Genomic DNA, 15088 nt, shown 5'->3' with positions numbered 1-15088 from the left:
AATTGTGATGGACACTGTCACAATGTCTTCGAAGGCCTTCTGTTCCGGCGCATCCTCATTATTGGCGCGGGCACGAGCTATGCCAATCTGTCAAAAAGGCTGTGCGAAACCTCAAATATCCAGGTTGGCGACCGACAGTGCGTTGTCCTGGATGAACTCGCGCCGAGGCTCCACCTCGTCACCCATCAGCCGCGAGAACAGGCTGTCGGCATCGGTCGCATCGTTGACCTTGACCTGCAGCAGCGAACGCACGTTCGGGTCAAGCGTGGTTTCCCAGAGCTGCTCGGCATTCATTTCGCCGAGACCCTTGTAGCGCTGCATGGTCAGCCCCTTGCGGCCGGTCGCAAAGACCGCGTTGAGCAGCGCCAGCGGTCCCGAGACTGTTTCGGACACCTCCTTGCGGCGCAGCACCGGCGGCGCCCCGTAGACTTCGCTGAGGCGCTGCGCGTAGCGATCGAGCTGGCGTGCGTCGGCGGAATTGATCAACGCCATGTCGAGATGGGCGTATTCCTTGACGCTGCGCACGGTGCGTTCGAAGACATAGCCGCCGATGCCCTCGTTCGAGGTCGACATGCGGCCGGTCCAGCCGCGCTCGGTGTCCTCGGCAATGATGTCAAGGCGTTGCGCGATCCGCTCCGCCATCGCGTTGGCGCGGCCAAGATCGGCGAAGATTTCGGGATTGAGCCCGCCGGCGATCGCCGCCTGCTCGACGACGTCGCGGTTATAGCGCGTGTGCAAGCCGTTGATGAGCTGGCGCACGGCAAGCGCATCGGCGACGGCGCCGTGCAGATCCTGCCCGGTCCGCACTTCCCCTGAGCCGAGCGTAAGGGACGCTTCCTCCAACCCCGAATCGATCAGGAATTCTTCGAAGGCGCTCTCATTCTTGATGTATTGCGAGCTCTTGCCGCGCGTCACCTTGTAGAGCGGCGGCTGGGCAATGTAGAGGTGGCCGCGCTCGATCAGCTCCGGCATCTGCCGGAAGAAGAAAGTGAGCAGCAAGGTCCTGATATGGGCGCCGTCGACGTCCGCGTCGGTCATCAGGATGATCTTGTGGTAGCGCAGCTTGTCGGCGTTGAATTCGTCCTTGCCGATCGAGGTGCCGAGCGCGGTGATCAGCGTGCCGATCATGTCGGACGAGAGCATGCGGTCGAAGCGGGCCCGCTCGACATTGAGGATCTTGCCGCGCAGGGGAAGGATTGCCTGGTTTTGGCGCGAACGGCCGCCCTTCGCGGAGCCGCCGGCCGAGTCACCCTCGACGATGAAGATTTCGGACTTCGCCGGATCGCGTTCCTGGCAATCGGCCAGCTTGCCGGGCAGCGAGGTGACGCCCAGCGAGGTCTTGCGGGTGATGTCGCGAGCCTTGCGCGCCGCTTCACGCGCCGCCGCGGCCTGGATCACCTTGTCGACGACCACCTTGCCCTCAGTCGGATGCTCTTCGAGCCACGTGCCGAGCGCTTCGTTGACCAGTCCCTCGACCACGGGACGAACCTCCGACGAAACCAGCTTGTCCTTGGTCTGCGACGAGAATTTCGGATCGGGAACCTTAACCGACAGCACCGCCGTCAGGCCCTCGCGGCAATCGTCGCCGATCAGCGAGACCTTTTCCTTCTTGGTCAGCCCCGAAGATTCGCCATAGCCGGTGATCTGGCGGGTCAGTGCGCCGCGAAAACCGGCCAGATGGGTGCCGCCATCGCGCTGCGGGATGTTATTGGTGAAGGCCAGCACATTCTCGTGGTAACTGTCGTTCCACCACATCGCCACTTCCACGGTGATGCCGTCACGCTCGGCCCTGATGGAGATGGGCTTTCCGATCAGCGGTTTCTTGACCCGGTCGAGATATTTGACGAACTCTTCCAGGCCACCATCATAGTGCAGTTCATGCTTCACGACGTCGGCATGACGGGCGTCTGTCAGAACGATGCGCACGCCGGAGTTCAGGAAGGCGAGTTCGCGCAGCCGGTGCTCCAGCGTGCCGAAATCGAATTCGACCATGGTAAAGGTCTCGGACGACGGAAAGAAGGTGACCTCGGTGCCGCTGCGGCCCTCATTGGTGCCTGGGCGCTTGTCCTGCTCGTAGCTGCCGATCGCCTTCAGCGGCGCATCGGCATTGCCGTGGGTAAAGCTCATCTCGAAGACCTGGCCGTTGCGGCGGATCTTGAGCTTCAGCCAGGCCGACAGCGCGTTGACCACCGAGACGCCGACGCCATGCAGACCGCCAGACACCTTGTAGGAGTTCTGGTCGAACTTTCCGCCGGCATGCAGCTGCGTCATGATCACTTCGGCCGCCGAAATGCCTTCGCTGGGGTGAATGTCGGTTGGAATGCCACGGCCATTGTCGATAACCGTCACCGAACCGTCGGGATTGAGCGTCACCGAAACCAGGTCGGCATGGCCGGCCAGCGCCTCGTCGATGGCGTTGTCGACCACTTCGTAGACCATGTGATGCAGGCCCGAGCCGTCATCGGTATCGCCGATATACATGCCCGGCCGCTTGCGGACGGCGTCCAACCCCTTCAAAACCTTGATGGAATCGGCGCCGTATTCGGCTTCAGCGCCGTTTGTGTTCTCGGTCTGGTCGCTCATGAAAACCTGTTGTCTAGATGCCGCTTTTACAGCGCGAAAAATCGGCCCCGAATCGCGCTTCTGGTATGGGGTAAATATAGGCGCTAAAGGCGGTTTTTCCAAGGTTTGCAGGCATTTCCGGCGCGAATGCCGAGCCGGCAGCCGGCTATTTTTTTCGGGCGTTGAATTTAGCCAGGAGGCCGCGCAAATATTTGACCGTGGATTTGTCCCTGGGCGCCAGCCGGCCCGTCTGGTCGAGCTCCAGCGAAACCAAGTTTCCTCAGCGCCGCTTCCATCGCTTCGCCGCCTTGGGCGGGGTTGGCAATTGGCCGGACCAGCCGGTAGTCGTCATTGGCCATGACCAATGGCCACGTGCCGCTCGGCCGCCGCGATAGCGGTGGTCGCAAGCATCAGCAGCATGGCAACAGCAAACGCAGTCGAACCGCCCCCCGGCTCAGTCGTTTGCCGACCATTCCACCTCTTTATGGCGCAAGCAAGCCGCGCTGAGGCGGCTCTCTCAGGCGACGCGCATCGGTTTCAACGCCTCGCTCCAGCGCAACAGTTCGTCCAGCATGGTCTTGGTCCCGCTCCGCACTTGCTCGCTGGCATCGAAGGCGCCGTTCTCGTCGAGCAGTTTCTGGTACAGCGGCAGCGCGACACCTTCCGGGATAGGCATGATCCCGACCGAGGTCAGCAGCGGCTTCAGCGCCTGTGCCGCGCGCAGGCCGCCGGAGACACCCCCATAACTGAAGATCGCAGCGGGCTTGTATTTCCATTCGCGGGCGAGATAGTCGATCGCGTTGATGATCGCGGGTGCGGCGAAGTAATTGTATTCCGGCGCCACGAACACGAAGGCGTCAGCGGCATCCATCGCCTTCGACCAGGCCTTGGTGTGGTCGTTCTGATAATTGCCGAGCCTTGGATGATGCGGTTCATCCAGGACCGGCAGGTTGAACGCGGCTATGTCGGTCAGCACTGGCTCGAATTTTCCGTGTTCGCGTACGAACGTCTCCAGCCATTCGGCGAAAACCGGGCCAGCGCGGCCGGGCCGCGTGCTGCCGATGATGATGTTCAACTGGTGCTTCAAGGCAGGCTCCTTTGTCAGGCAGTATCTGTTGGTGACTGCCACTACGGCAGAGCGTTCCAGCAGGCAAGGTTGGATCCCTGAAGGAACGGTCACGATCGGATGAACAGACCGTCCGCCCTGGCGTTCCCGCCGTCATGGGTCCGGTTGCCGTTCGGTGACATGGACGCCCGAGGTGGCAGCCACTACATTGATGGGAACAGCGGAGCACTTCATGGACACGCAGCCCGCCCCATTCGTTCCTCCCGCCCCGAAGCCGCGCACGTCGCCGCCTTCGACGCTGGAAATGATCCGCATCGTCTATCGCAACCCGCTCGAACTCTGGGGCGAGCCGACCTACAACGAACCCTGGATTTCTGCCAAGGGCGCTGGTGGGCCGCTGGTCATCGCCAATGATCCGGGCCTGATCCGCCATGTGCTGGTCGACAACGCCAAGAACTACAAGATGGCGACGGTGCGCCAGAAGATACTGAGGCCGATCCTGCGCGACGGCCTGCTGACGGCCGAGGGCGAGGTGTGGAAGCGGTCGCGCAAGGCAATGGCGCCGGTGTTCACGCCACGCCACATTTTCGGCTTCGCCCAGCCGATGCTGAAACGGACGCTGGAGTTCGTCACCCGTTACGAGGCCGGCGGCACGTCCGATATCGCCCATGACATGACGCTGCTCACCTATGACATCCTGGCCGAGACGCTGTTTTCCGGCGAGATCGCGGGCGAGCCCGGCAGTTTCGCCAACGAGATCGACCGCCTGTTCGAAACCATGGGCCGCGTGGATCCGCTCGACCTGCTGCGCGCGCCCGACTGGCTGCCGCGGCTGACCCGTATCCGCGGCCGCAAGACCATGGCCTATTTCCGCAAGATCGTGACCGACACGGTCAAGATGCGCGAAGAGAAGTTCAGGCGCGACCCCGATGCCGTGCCGCAGGATTTCCTGACGCTGCTGCTCAAGGCCGAAGGCCCCGACGGACTGACGCGCCCGGAAGTCGAGGACAACATCATCACCTTCATCGGCGCCGGCCACGAGACCACGGCGCGCGCGCTCGGCTGGACGCTCTATTGCCTGGCCGAATCGCCCTGGGAGCGCGACCGGGTCGAACAGGAGATCGACCGGGTGCTGGCGCGCGAGCCCGATCCGGCGAAGTGGCTCGACGCCATGCCGCTGACACGCGCCGCTTTCGACGAGGCGCTTCGGCTCTACCCGCCGGCACCATCGATCAATCGCGAGCCGATCGTACCGGAAATGTGGAAGGATCTTTATATCCCCAAGCACGCCGCCGTGCTGGTGATGCCATGGGTGGTTCATCGCCACAGGAAGCTGTGGGACCGGCCCGACGCCTTCCTGCCCGAACGCTTCCATCCGGGAAACCGTGAAAAGATCGACCGCTTCCAATATCTGCCCTTCGGCGCCGGCCCGCGCGTCTGCATCGGCGCCAGCTTCGCCATGCAGGAGGCGATCATCGCGCTCGCCATCCTCTTGTCACGCTTCCGCTTCGACGCGACCGCTGAAACAAAACCCTGGCCGGTGCAGAAATTGACCACGCAGCCGCAAGGCGGTCTGCCGATGCGGGTCACGCCTCGCCCTCGCTGAGGGCCGACGCTTCTTATACCGCGGGCTTACGCTGCTGGAACTGGCCGGCGGCGCGGAAGCGCCAGAGGTAGCTCGGCAGGATCGTCGCGATCGATTGCGGCTGGATGCCGAGCCCCGCCAGTGTCCGGTTGGCCTTGGCGGCTTCGTCCGAAACGATGTTGTGCTCGCGCAACTGCATCACCTGGTCCTTGGTCAGCAGCGGATTGGGCAACAGGCCGAGGATCGAGGCCTGGATGTTTGCCATCCACCACGGCACCGGCACCAGCAGGCGCTTGCGCTCGATAACCGTGAGCAGTTCCTGCATGCACTCCTTGAAGGTGAGCACGTTGGGGCCGCCGAGCTCGTAAACCTGGCCGCCATCGATCTTGCCGTCGACCGAACGCGCGACAGCCTCCGCCACGTCACCGACATAGACCGGCTGGAACTTGGTCTGGCCGCCGCCGATCAGCGGCAGCACCGGCGAATAACGCGCCATATTCGCGAACCGGTTGAAGAAGCTGTCCTCCGGCCCGAAATTGATCGACGGCCGCAAGATCACGGCATCGGCGATCGTGTCCAGCACGGCCTTTTCACCGAGCGCCTTGGTGCGCGCATAATCCGATTCGGAATCCGGATCGGCGCCGAGCGCCGAAATATGGGTGAGCCCGGCGCCGACGGAGCGCGCCGCCTCGGCGATGGCGCGAGCACCGAATTCGTGCACGGCGGAGAATTTCTGCCGGCCGCTCTCATGCAGGATGGCGACGAGATTGACGACATGGTCGGCACCTTGCACGGCGCGGTCGACCGACCAGCGCACGCGCACATTGGCCTGCACCGGCTGGATCTGGCCGACATTGCCGAGCGGCTGCAAATGGCCGGCAAGGTCGGGCCGCCGGCAGGCGACCCTGATGCGATAACCGCGCTTGGCCAGCGCCCGCACGACATGACGGCCGACAAAGCCTGACCCGCCAAAGACGACGACGAGCTTTGGGGTCTGCAGGATTTCGGTCATGGCGGGCTCCGGCGCGCGTTCCAGATGGCTTGGCTGAGCCGTTTCATAGTCCGTTTTGCGCCAAAGGCAAAGGGCGACGCGTCGTCGCGTCATCCTTGTTTTTCGCGCAAATCAAAGAAAAAGTAAGACGCGGTTTTCCTGCGACAAGCGCACGAATCATATCTTGGCCCTGCGAGCGACAAACGCAGAAAACCCCGCCGAAGCGGGGTTTCCCGGATGACATCCATGAGGTGTCAGGGGCCGACGAGCGGCCTGACCTGAGACGGTATCAGGAGGGCGTGAAGCAAGTACGCCCACCCCAGCCCTGAACATCCGACATGGTGCCACCAACCTTCTTGCATGCGGCGACGAAATCGGCGCTGCAGTTGGCGAATTTCGCATGGCCGTTCTTGCAGTAGTGGTCCTCGGTGGCGCCGCCACCCGGCGCGGTAATGACGCCCGGGTTGGCCGGCTTGACCGGTGCGGCCTTCAAATTGGCAGCCTGCGTGGCGCCCATGAAGGAACCGAGCAGGAGGACGGCGGTCAGCATGGTGGTCTTGGTGTTGGTCATGATGATTTCCTTTGATTTGAGGTTGGGTTTCCGGGACGCGGGGGGCGATGCCTTTCACGCGAAGCAGACTTTCGATTTTGATTTTGCTGTTCCCCGGTCTGGATCGGGCAAGCTCACCTTGCCCTGGACAAACGTTGGTCGCCCGGGCGCTCAAAAAGGTTCAGGACGCGCGCGAAAAAAAACGCGCACAACCGCGCGTCAGGCGGGGGCGGCCAAGTAATCGTCTGCAAAGAAAGGAGAAGAAATCAGGCCGAGTAGCGTTCGGCGAATTCTGAGATGCGCTGGATCACTGCCTTGGGCGCGGTGATGCCGCGCGCCTGCGCCTTTTCGGCCGCTTCGGCGCGGGCGCGGCCTGGCACGTGAACGCCGAAGCGCCGCCGCAGCCGGTCAAGCTGGTCTTTCATGCGCTGCTCGAAGCCCGGGTCGAGCAGCTTGGGCTCGACGGCAAGCACGAACAGGCCCGTCCCGGGGCTGTCCGGGCCGCCGCTGAACCATGGCGCGTCGAGTGACCAGTTGGCGCCCGACAGGCCGGCCGCCAGCACTTCGACCATCAGCGCGATGTTGGCGCCGCGCTGGCCGCCGAAGGCGAGCATGGCGCCCTTCATGGCCGCCGCCGGATCGGTGGTCGGGTTGCCGCTGGCGTCCAGCGCCCAGCCTTCGGGGATCTTCTTGCCGTCCTCGGCGGCCTTGCGGATGTTGACGAAGGCGGTGGCGCTCGACGACTGGTCGATGACCAGCGGCGCGCCGTCGGCGGCGGGGGCGGCGAAAGACATCGGGTTGGTGCAAAAGACCGGCTTGACCGAGCCTGAGCCGGCCAGGACGGCCGGACCGTTGGTTGCGGCGAAGGACACCAGCCCCTGCGCGGCCAGCCGGCCGGTGAAGTAGCCGAGCGCCCCGCAGGTGTAGGCGTTCTTCTGCGAGAAGATGGCGACGCCGAACAGTCTTGCCGCCTTGGCGAGGTCGTCGATGGTGCGGTCGAAGCCGGTATGCGCCAGCCCGCCGCGTGCGTCCGAGAGATAGATGGCCAGCGCCGGCCGGGTGATCACCGGATCGGCATTGCCGTCGATGCGTCCGGCCTCGAGCGCTTCGAGGTAGTCGATGAAATGTGTGAGCCCGACGGCTGCAAGTCCCTCTGCCTCGGCCGCGATGATCGAGGCGGTGAGCGATTGCGCTGCTTCCTCGTTGGCGCCGGCGCCAAGTGCCGCCATCCGGCACAGCCCTTTTGCCTGGTCGAGACTGAGTTGCATGGCGATTGCCCTTAGTGAGTAGTGAGTAGGGGTTGGTGAGTGGTGAGTTGTGGAGTGCGCGGCAGCCACTTCCTACTTACCAATCCCTACCCACCACCCACTTGGACCTAACCGATCTTGACCGGGATTCGTGCCTCGATCCGGCTGAAGGCGAAGACCAGAATGCCGGTGATCGCCATATAGATCAACGCCAGGAGCAGCAAGGGCTCGTAGGTGAGATAGGTGTCCTGCCGCACCTTGGACGAGACGGCGAAGATGTCGATCACGCTGATGGTTGCCACCAGCGGCGTCGATTTCAGCTGCAGCACGGTCTCGCCGGTCAGCGTCGGCAGCGCCCGGTAGAAGGCTTGCGGCAGCCAGATCCGGCGGAAGATCTTCCATCGGCTCATGCCGAAGGCGCGGGCGGCTTCCAGCTGCCCCTTGGGCACGCCGGCAAAGGCGCCGCGCATCACTTCGCCCTCGTAGCCGGCGAAGGACAAGGTCAGCGCCAGCACGCCGTACGGCCAGGCCTGCCTGAGATAGGGCCACATCCAGGATTCGCGGATCCATGGATATTGCGGGAAAAGCGAGCCCAGCCCGTAATAGAGCAGCCATAGCTGCAGAAGCAGCGGCGTGCCGCGGATGATGGTGCAGAAGACTTTCGCAGGTGCCGCGACCCAGATCGAGCCGGCCGCCTGCGCCAGCCCGACGGGCACGGCGATCATGAAGCCGAGCGTACAGGTGACGGCCAGGATCCACAGGGCACGCCAGATCCCCATCAGGCCCATTTCCCAATATTGCGGCAGCCAGTCCCAGCGCATGAAGAAGGCGGCTGACGCCACCAGCCCCAGCGCGATCAGGATCAGCACGATGCGATGCGGCTGCAGCCAGAGCGATGCGCGCGCCGCCGTGTCGATGATGACCGTTTCGCTGGTCATCAGCGTGCCTCCTTGATCGAAGGCATGCCGCGCCGCGCCCATTTCTCCGCGCGGCCGAGCAGGAGGTTCGAAACCAGCGTCACGCAGAGATAGAGCACGCCGGCGGCGAGGAAGAAAACCAGATAGGCCTTGGTGACACCCGCCGCCTGTCGTGTCGCCAGCGTCAGTTCGAAGAAGCCGACGACAGCCAGCAGCGCGGTGTCCTTGGTGGCGATCAACCACAGATTGGCGAGGCCCGGAATGGCGAAAGGCAGCATCGCCGGCAGCGTGATGCGCCGCAACAGAAGGCCGGGAGACATGCCGAAGGCGCGGGCGGCTTCGATCTGGCCCTGCGGGATAGCGAGGATCGCGCCGCGGATGACTTCCGTCGAATAGGCGCCCTGGACGAAGCCGAGCACGGCGATGCCGGCCACCAGCCCGCTGATGTCGACACGCTGGTAACCCATCGCCGTCAGCACCTGGTTTATCAGGTCGGTGCCGGCATAGTAGAGCAGCAGGATCAGCACCAGTTCCGGCACGGCGCGCACCACGGTGGTGTAGACCGCGAACAGGTCGCGCACCACGGGTCCGCCGTAAAGCTTGCCATAGGCACCGCAGGTTCCAATCAGCAGGCCGACGATGGTGGCGCCGACGGCGATCTCAAGCGAATGCAGGAGCCCGAGCAAGAGCGTCCCGCCCCAGCCGACGGGAGCCGGCGAGAGCAGTTCGACGATGCCGGCCGCGGAGGCCGGAAGAAAGGATTCGATCAGCTTCGCCCCCGGATTGCTGGCTCTGTCCGCCGGCACCAGCAGCCGGCGGCAAGCATGCGTGGACAGGCCGGCTGGAGGACGAGGGCGTCAGCGCCCTGTCCTCCAGCCGATGCGAGGGTCTCAGTTCGACTGCGTGGCGCCGCCGTAAATGTCGAAATCGAAATATTTCTTCGAGATCTCGTCATATTTGCCGTTGGCGCGGATCGCCTTGATGCCGGCGTTGATCTTCTCTTTCAGGGCGGTGTCTTCCTTGCGCACGCCGGCGCCGACGCCCGGTCCGAGCACCTCGTCGTCAGGGGCCACCATGCCCTTGAGATCGCAGCAGGCCTTGCCTTGGTCGGTCTTGAGGAACTCCTTGAGCGCGATGGAATCGGCCTGCACCGCGTCGAGGCGGCCCGCGGCGAGGTCGTTGTTGGCTTCGTCCTGCGTCTGATATTCCTTGATCTCGGATGCGGTGGGGCCGAAATGCTTCTTGGCGTAGACGGCATGCACCGTCGACACCTGGACGCCGAGGACCTTGCCCTTGAGATCGTCGGGCGTGGCGCCGAACTTCTGGTCCTTGGGGCCGATGATCGCGGTCGGGGTGTTATAGTACTTGTCGGAGAAGTCGATGGTCTTCTTGCGTTCGTCGGTGATCGACATCGACGAGACAATGAGGTCGATCTTCTTGGTAGTCAGTGCCGGGATGATGCCGTCCCAGGCGACAGGGGTGATGACGCAGTCGAGCTTCTCTTCGGCGCAGACGGCGTCGATGAAGTCGATCTCCCAGCCGACCCATTTGCCCGAAGCATCTGGCGAGGTGAAGGGCGCGTAGGGTTCGGCGGCGACGCCGATCTTGACCGGATCGGCCTTGGCCACGCCCATGGCGGCGACGCCGAGCAGCAGCGCCGTGGCGAATGTCTTCAGAACAGTCTTCATTTCAGAACTCCCAGTTTGTTGTTGGTTCCCGGTTTTCTTCCGTCCCGGCCTGTCCCTAGCCGATGTTGCGGATGAACTGCTTTAGCCTTTCGGACTTGGGCGCGCCGAAGATCTGCTCCGGCGGGCCTTCCTCCTCGACCAACCCGTTGTAGAGGTAGACGACGTGGGTCGCGACCTCGCGGGCGAATTTCATTTCGTGGGTGACCAGCACCATGGTGCGGCCTTCACGGGCCAGATCGCCAATCACCTTCAGCACTTCGCCGACCAGTTCGGGATCGAGCGCCGAGGTCGGTTCGTCGAACAGCATGACGCGCGGATTGATGGCCAAGGCGCGAGCGATCGCGGCGCGCTGCTGCTGGCCGCCGGAGAGATACGCAGGATAGACGTCGCGCTTCTCGGCCAGACCGACGCGCACCAGCAGCTTTTCGGCCTGGGCGACAGCCTGGTCGCGCTTGACGCCCAGCACATGAACGGGAACCTCGATGACGTTTTCGATCAGAGTCATATGGCTCCACAGGTTGAAGTTCTGGAACACCATGCCGAGCTTGGAGCGGATGCGTTCGATCTGCCTGCGGTCGGCCGGAATCGTATGGCCATGGCTGTCCGCCTTGAGCTTGATCTCCTCGCCATTGACCCGGATGATGCCGCTGGTCGGGTTTTCCAGGCAGTTGATGCAGCGCAGCAGCGTCGATTTGCCCGAGCCCGAGCCGCCGATGATGGCGATGACCTCGCCGTCGCGCGCCGACAGCGATACGCCCTTCAGCACATGCAGTTGACCGAATTTCTTGTGCAGGTTCTCGACATGGATGGCTTCTGCGGCGCCGTCCTGCGCCTCGCCGGATGGGACTTTGGCAGCTGCCACAGCGCTCACCAAATGACCTCCATATCGCCGCCGGCGGTTCGTCGAACGTCTATCCGGCTAATCAACATACGCTGTACTGCCTCGCTCCAGACCTCAAGCATGGACCCAACAGAGCGAGCCCGTCAATCCCGCTCATTACGGCACTTGCGGCCTTGTTGTGCAAGTGTATAAATAACCTCTCATGAAATTTTCTCGGTTTTTTTCAGCTTAAAAAGGGCATCGATGAGCGCTTTCGGATCTCAGTCCATGGCGGCGCCGCTGCGGCGCGTGCTGATGCGGTCGGCCGCCAACGCCATGCGCGACGCCGACCGGGCTGCCTGGCACTATGGTCCGGGATTCAACCCGGCGAAAGCTGCCTCGCAGCACGCAGCCCTGGCTGAACTGGTGGCGGCTTCCGGCGCCGAGATCGAATGGATCGAGGACAAGGCCGACGGACTTTCGGATTCGGTGTTCACGCACGACCCTTCGCTGATGACCGACCGCGGTGCGCTGATCCTGTCCATGGGCAAGCCGCTGCGCGCCAGGGAGCCTTCGCTGCATGAAGAAACCTACAGAAGGCTGGGCATTCCGATCCTTGGTCGCGTCGAGGCTCCTGGCCAGGTCGAAGGTGGCGACTGTGTATGGGTGGATGCCCGCACGCTGGCGATCGGGCGCGGTATCCGTTCCAACCAGGAAGGCATCCAGCAGGTTTCCAACCTGCTGTCGCCGCTGGGGATTTCCGTCTACGGCTTCGATCTGCCGCTGTGGCAGGGCGAAGAGGCGTGCCTGCATCTGATGTCGGTTATCAGCCCGCTGGCCGACGACCTGGCGCTGGTCTATTCACCGCTTTTACCGGCCCCTTTCTATCAGACGCTGAAGGCACGCGGCATCCGGCTGGTCGAAGGCGACGCCGAGGAGTTCGCGGCTTCCAACGGCCTCAGTCTCAACGTACTGCCGACCAGCCCGCTCAAGGTCATTGCCGTTGCGGGCTTTCCCAGGACCAAGGCCGCCATGGAAGCCGCCGGATGCACGGTTGAGATCTTCGAGGCGGACGCGCTCTGCATCGCCTGCGAAGGCGGGCCGACATGCCTGACGCGACCGATCCTGCGCCAATGAATGGGCGCCGTAAGTTCCGTCGCGAGGGCGAGGAGCGGCGGCGGCAGGATCTGATAGAGGCGACTCTGGACAGCGTGGCGGAATATGGCCTTCAAGGCGCCAGCCTGCGCACCATCGCATTGCGTGCCGGCGTCACCGCCGGGCTGATCCGGCATTATTTCCCGGGCAAGGAAGAATTGCTGCAGGAAGCCTATACGGCGCTGGTCGACCGCATGACCGAGCAGGCGAAGGCGGCATTGGTCATGGATGATGCCTCGCCGCGCCAGCGTCTTGCGGCTTTCATCACCGCCAATCTCAATGCGCCGATCATCGACGCGCGGGTGTTTTCGCTCTGGGCAACCTTCATCGGCCGCGCCAGTGCGGATCCCGCCCTGGCCCGTGCCCACCGCGAAGGCTACCTTGGCTTTCGCAACGAGGTGGAAGCAGTTGTGGCCGACGTGCTCGCCGCCGAACAGCACAAGCCGGACGCAACCCAGTTGCGCCACCATGCCATCGCGATCAATGCGATCATCGACGGGCTCTGGATCGAAGGCTGCCTGGCCGGCGAGATGTTCTCGCCCGGCGAATTGGCGGCGATTGGCATCAAGGCTGTCGAGTCCGAACTCGGCCTCGCGCCGCTGGAGCAATTCCTGGAAAAATGAGAAGCGGTTTTCCCGGGAAAAGCGCGCAGCGCTTCCCCCTTGGGAATTGCGTAGAAACAAAGAGATAGGGGAGAAAACCAATGACCACTGTGGGCGAAGCGCTCATTTCGCTGCTCGAGGCGCATGGCGTCGACACCGTGTTCGGCATTCCCGGCGTCCACACGGTCGAACTCTATCGCGGTCTTGCGCGCTCGAAGATTCGCCACATCACGCCGCGCCACGAACAGGGCGCCGGCTTCATGGCCGACGGCTATGCGCGCGCCGGCGGCAGGCCGGGCGTCGCCTTCGTCATCACCGGGCCGGGGCTGACCAACACCATCACCGCCATGGGCCAGGCGCGCGCCGATTCGGTGCCGATGCTGGTGATCTCCGGCGTCAACGCCACCGACACGCTCGGCAAGGGGCTTGGCTTCCTGCACGAATTGCCCGATCAGCGCGGCATGATGGAGAAGGTAGCGCTGTTGTCGCTACACGTGACCGGGGCCAGCGAATTGCCCGGTGCGCTGGCGCGGGCTTTCGCCCTGTTTTCCTCGTCTCGGCCCGGCCCTGTGCATATAGAGATCCCGACCGATATCATGGTCAAGCCGGCGGACGGATTGTCGGCAGCCTTGAGCAATGCCGGGCCGCCGGCGCCAGAGCGTGCCGCCATTGCCAGGGCTGCCGAACTCGTCGCCACCGCACGCCGCCCGCTCATCCTTGCAGGCGGCGGCGCCAAGAAAGCCGATGCGGCGCTGCGGCGCCTTGCCGAAAGGCTGGGCGCGCCGGTTGTCGAGACCACCAACGCGCGCGGTCTCATGCATGGCCATCCGCTTTGCGTGCCGGCAAGCCCAAGCCTCAAGGCGGTTCGCGCGCTCATGGCCGGGGCCGATCTGGTGATCGCCGCCGGTACCGAATTCGGCCCGACCGACTATGACGGCTATGGCGACGGTGGCTTCGTACTGCCTTCGAACCTGATCCGTATCGACATCGGCGCCGACCAGCTTGCGCGGCGTCCGGTGACGGTCGCCATCCAGGCCGATTGCGCCGAGGCGATCGAGGCGCTGCTTGCGGCGATCGATCCCGCCCACAGCGCTGGCGAAGATGGCCATGGCCGCGCCGCGGCGGCGCGAAAGGCCGCTTTTGCCGAGTTGAGCCCGGCCTATGCGGCGCAGGTGCGTGCCGTGGAAATGATCCGCGACGCTTTGCCCGGTGCCATCATCGTTGGCGACTCGACCCAGCCGATTTACGCCGCCAACCTCTATTACGACCACGACCGGCCCGGCGGCTGGTTCAATGCCGCGACCGGCTTTGGCGCGCTTGGCTACGGTCCGCCGGCGGCGATCGGTGCGGCACTTGCCGTGCCCGATGCGCCGGTTGTCTGCCTGACCGGCGACGGGGGCTTCCAGTTCACCTTGCCGGAGATAGCGGTGGCGCTCGATTCTGGAGCGCCCGTCATCTTCGTGGTCTGGAACAACAGAGGCTATCGCGAGATCGAGACCTCGATGCTCGATGTCGGCGTGGAACCTGTCGGCGTGTCGCCGGCGCCGCCGGATTTCTGCAAGCTTGCCGAAGCCTATGGCATTGGTGCCGAAAGGCTGGCCGACATCGACGCCTTGCCACAGGCGCTCAGGCACGCCCGGGCAACGGGGCTGCCGCGCGTCATCGAAGTCACGGTCGTCTGAAACATCCGGGCCGTCCTTGCCGACAGGAAGTGGACCATTTGCCGGCTTGGTTTTTGCAAGACCTGATCCGCTTCCGGGCGGCTTCGTTATTCGGCGATGCCCTGACGCATGCAAAGACGTGACGGCTGCCATGTCGAGATATCGGTTGAGTGATCGACTGAAAGGGGCGACGCTTCGCGTCGGCGCGGCAAACCAACGACAAAAGTCATAAAAATGACAGGAG

The 15088-nt window shown here is 63.8% G+C and carries 14 protein-coding genes; 5 read left to right on the top strand and 9 right to left on the bottom strand.

Features of this window, described 5'->3' with window-relative positions; translation table 11 throughout:
* Nucleotides 1-111 precede the first annotated feature (111 nt).
* Both gyrB and FJ954_RS00335 read right to left on the bottom strand, forming a co-directional pair.
* Complete coding sequence (gyrB, locus tag FJ954_RS00340; RefSeq protein ID WP_140615003.1) at nucleotides 112-2583, bottom strand: DNA topoisomerase (ATP-hydrolyzing) subunit B; 2472 nt, start codon at nucleotides 2581-2583, stop codon at nucleotides 112-114.
* A gap of 496 nt (nucleotides 2584-3079) precedes the next feature.
* Entirely contained in the window at nucleotides 3080-3649 is a 570-nt protein-coding gene (locus FJ954_RS00335; protein ID WP_140660056.1) for an NADPH-dependent FMN reductase, read from the bottom strand.
* A gap of 211 nt (nucleotides 3650-3860) precedes the next feature.
* Between FJ954_RS00335 and FJ954_RS00330 the strand changes: the two genes are divergently transcribed.
* The gene (locus FJ954_RS00330; RefSeq protein ID WP_140660055.1) at nucleotides 3861-5234 is read left to right on the top strand and encodes a cytochrome P450; all 1374 of its coding nucleotides are present in this window, start codon (nucleotides 3861-3863) and stop codon (nucleotides 5232-5234) included.
* Between the two features lie 13 nt (nucleotides 5235-5247).
* On the opposite strand, the gene FJ954_RS00325 is transcribed toward FJ954_RS00330, so the two are convergent.
* Both FJ954_RS00325 and FJ954_RS00320 read right to left on the bottom strand, forming a co-directional pair.
* The gene (locus tag FJ954_RS00325; protein WP_140660054.1) at nucleotides 5248-6225 is read right to left on the bottom strand and encodes a complex I NDUFA9 subunit family protein; all 978 of its coding nucleotides are present in this window, start codon (nucleotides 6223-6225) and stop codon (nucleotides 5248-5250) included.
* Between the two features lie 268 nt (nucleotides 6226-6493).
* On the bottom strand, nucleotides 6494-6775 hold the full coding sequence (locus tag FJ954_RS00320) for a hypothetical protein (RefSeq protein WP_015314270.1): 282 nt from the start codon (nucleotides 6773-6775) through the stop codon (nucleotides 6494-6496).
* On the opposite strand from FJ954_RS00320, the gene FJ954_RS00315 reads away from it, so the two are divergent.
* Complete coding sequence (locus FJ954_RS00315; protein ID WP_140660053.1) at nucleotides 6774-6995, top strand: hypothetical protein; 222 nt, start codon at nucleotides 6774-6776, stop codon at nucleotides 6993-6995. The two genes, FJ954_RS00320 and FJ954_RS00315, sit on opposite strands and share 2 nt — an antisense overlap.
* Nucleotides 6996-7020: 25 nt before the next feature.
* On the opposite strand, the gene FJ954_RS00310 is transcribed toward FJ954_RS00315, so the two are convergent.
* The 5 genes from FJ954_RS00310 to FJ954_RS00290 form a co-directional block, all read right to left on the bottom strand.
* On the bottom strand, nucleotides 7021-8022 hold the full coding sequence (locus FJ954_RS00310; protein WP_015314269.1) for an Ldh family oxidoreductase: 1002 nt from the start codon (nucleotides 8020-8022) through the stop codon (nucleotides 7021-7023).
* Between the two features lie 107 nt (nucleotides 8023-8129).
* Complete coding sequence (locus FJ954_RS00305) at nucleotides 8130-8939, bottom strand: ABC transporter permease (RefSeq protein ID WP_015314268.1); 810 nt, start codon at nucleotides 8937-8939, stop codon at nucleotides 8130-8132.
* Nucleotides 8939-9604 carry an ABC transporter permease gene (locus FJ954_RS00300; RefSeq protein ID WP_041163582.1) on the bottom strand — a complete coding sequence of 222 codons (666 nt, stop codon included), beginning with the start codon at nucleotides 9602-9604 and terminating at the stop codon, nucleotides 8939-8941. Before FJ954_RS00300 ends, FJ954_RS00305 begins: the two co-directional genes overlap by 1 nt.
* Nucleotides 9605-9808: 204 nt before the next feature.
* Nucleotides 9809-10606, bottom strand: coding sequence for a transporter substrate-binding domain-containing protein (locus tag FJ954_RS00295; RefSeq protein ID WP_015314266.1), 798 nt, complete (start codon nucleotides 10604-10606; stop codon nucleotides 9809-9811).
* Between the two features lie 55 nt (nucleotides 10607-10661).
* Complete coding sequence (locus FJ954_RS00290; RefSeq protein ID WP_015314265.1) at nucleotides 10662-11477, bottom strand: ABC transporter ATP-binding protein; 816 nt, start codon at nucleotides 11475-11477, stop codon at nucleotides 10662-10664.
* 213 nt (nucleotides 11478-11690) lie between these two features.
* Between FJ954_RS00290 and FJ954_RS00285 the strand changes: the two genes are divergently transcribed.
* The 3 genes from FJ954_RS00285 (at nucleotide 11691) to FJ954_RS00275 (ending at nucleotide 14865) form a co-directional block, all read left to right on the top strand.
* Nucleotides 11691-12563, top strand: coding sequence for a dimethylarginine dimethylaminohydrolase family protein (locus tag FJ954_RS00285; protein WP_140660052.1), 873 nt, complete (start codon nucleotides 11691-11693; stop codon nucleotides 12561-12563).
* On the top strand, nucleotides 12533-13204 hold the full coding sequence (locus FJ954_RS00280; protein ID WP_015314263.1) for a TetR family transcriptional regulator C-terminal domain-containing protein: 672 nt from the start codon (nucleotides 12533-12535) through the stop codon (nucleotides 13202-13204). Before FJ954_RS00285 ends, FJ954_RS00280 begins: the two co-directional genes overlap by 31 nt.
* An 80-nt stretch (nucleotides 13205-13284) precedes the next feature.
* Nucleotides 13285-14865: a 5-guanidino-2-oxopentanoate decarboxylase gene (locus FJ954_RS00275; protein WP_140614985.1), complete on the top strand. Its 1581-nt coding sequence runs from the start codon at nucleotides 13285-13287 to the stop codon at nucleotides 14863-14865.
* Nucleotides 14866-15088: the final 223 nt, after the last annotated feature.

Source organism: Mesorhizobium sp. B2-3-15 (assembly GCF_006442875.1).
GTDB lineage: Bacteria > Pseudomonadota > Alphaproteobacteria > Rhizobiales > Rhizobiaceae > Mesorhizobium > Mesorhizobium australicum.
This window is presented reverse-complemented; position numbering and strand designations above follow the sequence as displayed.